The 2,342-nt window shown below is 71.6% G+C and carries 2 protein-coding genes; one reads left to right on the forward strand and one right to left on the reverse strand.

The genetic code is table 11. The features are described from left to right. A partial coding sequence (locus FV222_RS23450; protein ID WP_147815771.1) for an MCP four helix bundle domain-containing protein occupies positions 1-848 on the reverse strand: 848 nt, incomplete at its 3' end. A 328-nt stretch (positions 849-1,176) separates the two neighbouring features. Here FV222_RS23450 and FV222_RS23455 point away from each other — a divergent pair. After that, the coding region (locus FV222_RS23455) for a monovalent cation:proton antiporter-2 (CPA2) family protein (RefSeq protein ID WP_187277445.1) at positions 1,177-2,342 on the forward strand (1,166 nt) is incomplete at its 3' end.

The raw sequence follows: 2,342 nt of genomic DNA on the forward strand, positions 1-2,342 counted from the left end.
TCCTTGCGCTGCGCCTCGGCGCCGGCCCGCGCCAGGGCGGTGTCGGCCTCCAGCGCGCGCATCCGCAGCAGCGCGTCCTTGAACACCTGCACCGCGTCGGCGACGCGACCCATCTCGGTGCGGGTGCCCTGGAGCGGGATCACCACGCCGAGGTCGCCCTCGGCCAGGGCCTGCATCGGCCGCACGACGCGGTCGATCCCGCGCCCGACGCCGACGGTCAGCAGCACCGCCATCGCGACCGCGAGGACCAGAGCCGCCCCGAGGGCGGCCACGATCCAGAACCGGGTGCGCTCGACGGAGACCACGGCGGCGGCCTCCGCCCGCGCCGCGCCCTCGGCGTTGAGCGCGATGATCTTCTCCAAGGTGATCGAGGCCTTACGGCGGGTCTCGATCCCCTTCGACTGGTACACCGCCAGCGCCTCGGCCTTCTCGCCGGCGCGCGAGTGGGCGAGGATCGGGGCCTCGGTCGCCGTGAAGGCGCGCCAGTCACTCACGAAGGCCTCGTACAGCGCCCGCTCCTCGGGGGAGGTGATGTTGCGCGCGTAGGTCGCGATCGCCGCGTCGATCGTCTGGTTGCGCTTGGCGATGTCGGCATCGATCGCGGCCAACGCCTTCGGCTCGGTCGTCAGCATGTGGCGCAGCAGGCTGGTGGTGTAGCGGCCGGTCAGGGCGTCGACGACGCCGGCATCCCGCACGCTCGGCAGCCAATTCGTCTGCACGTCCACCAGCAGCCCGTTGACGCTCGAGACGCCGACGAGGCCGAGCATGCCGAGCCCGAGCAGGAACGCGGTCAACGTCGCGAAGGCGGCGACGAGCTTGGCACGGATCGAGAGGATTTTCAGCGACACGACGGACTCCGGGAATATTGTCTTCAGCGGATCATGCTCCCCCGAACATTGCCCTCCTCCGGTCTAGGGGCGCAGCGTTAATGAACACAAAAGTTCAACCGCAAACTGCAGCTGCGCCGCAGGGACGGGGTTTCGCGCAGCGCCCGCCCCTAAGGCCGCGCCGTCGCCCCCCCCTCAAGGCCGCGCCGTGGGCCGGCCGGGTGACGAACGGCACGCGCAAAGCCCTCGCGCCTCCGCGCCGGCCGCGCTAAGGGCAGGACGTCTAGTCCAAGACCTCCCGTCCAAGACCTCCCGTCCAAGACCTCCCGTCCTCGCGATCAGGCACTTCATGGCGAGCCCGGCCGAACATGCGAGCTTCCTGCCGCCGGTGCTGACGTTCCTGTCGGCGGCGGTGATCGGCGTGCCGATCTTCCGGCTGCTGGGGCAGAGCGCGGTGCTCGGCTACCTCGTGGCCGGCGTTCTGATCGGCCCGTCCGGCCTGTCGCTGATCGCCGAGCCGGAGACGGCGGCGAGCGTCGCCGAGATTGGCGTGGTGCTGCTGCTGTTCATCGTCGGGCTGGAGCTGCACCTGTCGCAGCTCGTCTCGATGCGCCGCGACATCTTCGGGCTCGGCACGGCGCAGCTCGTCGTCTGCGCGATCGTGCTCGGAGGCCTCGGCGTACTGTTCGGCGCGGCGCCCAGCGCCAGCGGGATCATCGGCATCACGCTCGCGCTCTCGGCCACCGCGGTGGCGCTGCAGCTGCTGGAGGAGCGCGGCGACCTCAGCACCGCCTACGGCAGCCGCGCCTTCGCGGTGCTGCTGTTCCAGGACATCGCGGTCGTCGGCATCCTGGCGGTGATGCCGCTGCTGGCGTCCGCCGGCGGCGGCAGCGGCGCGCCCTGGCTCGGGGACGCCGCACTCTCCACGGGCAAGGCGCTGGCGGCGATCGTCGCCGTGGTGCTCGTCGGCCGCTACGGCCTGAACCGGTTCTTCCGCCTGCTCGCCGCGAGCGGCGCCCGCGAGGTGATGACGGCGGCCGCACTCCTGGTGGTGCTCGGCACCGCGCTGCTGATGCAGGAGGTCGGCCTGTCGATGGCGATGGGCGCGTTCCTGGCCGGCATCCTGCTCTCGGAATCGAACTTCCGCCACCAGCTTGAGGCCGACATCGAGCCGTTCCGCGGCATGCTGCTCGGCCTGTTCTTCATGAGCGTCGGCATGTCGATCGACGGGGAGCTGGTGCGCGCGGTCTGGCCGCTCCTGTTCGGGGCGACGCTGGCCGCGATCCTGGTCAAGGTCGCCCTCGTGGCCGGGCTGTTCCGCCTGTTCGGCTCGACCTGGCTCGACGCGGTGCGCGGCGCCGCGATCCTGGCGCCGGCCGGCGAGTTCGCCTTCGTGCTGCTGCCGCTCGCGGGCTCCCTGGGGCTCACCGACGCCACCGCGACGCGCTTCGCGGTGGCGCTGGCCGCGCTCACGATGCTGATCGGCCCGGTGGCGGCCAAGGGCCTCGACAAGGC

It is taken from the genome of Methylobacterium sp. WL103, from assembly GCF_008039885.1.
In the GTDB taxonomy this organism is placed as follows: domain Bacteria; phylum Pseudomonadota; class Alphaproteobacteria; order Rhizobiales; family Beijerinckiaceae; genus Methylobacterium; species Methylobacterium cerastii.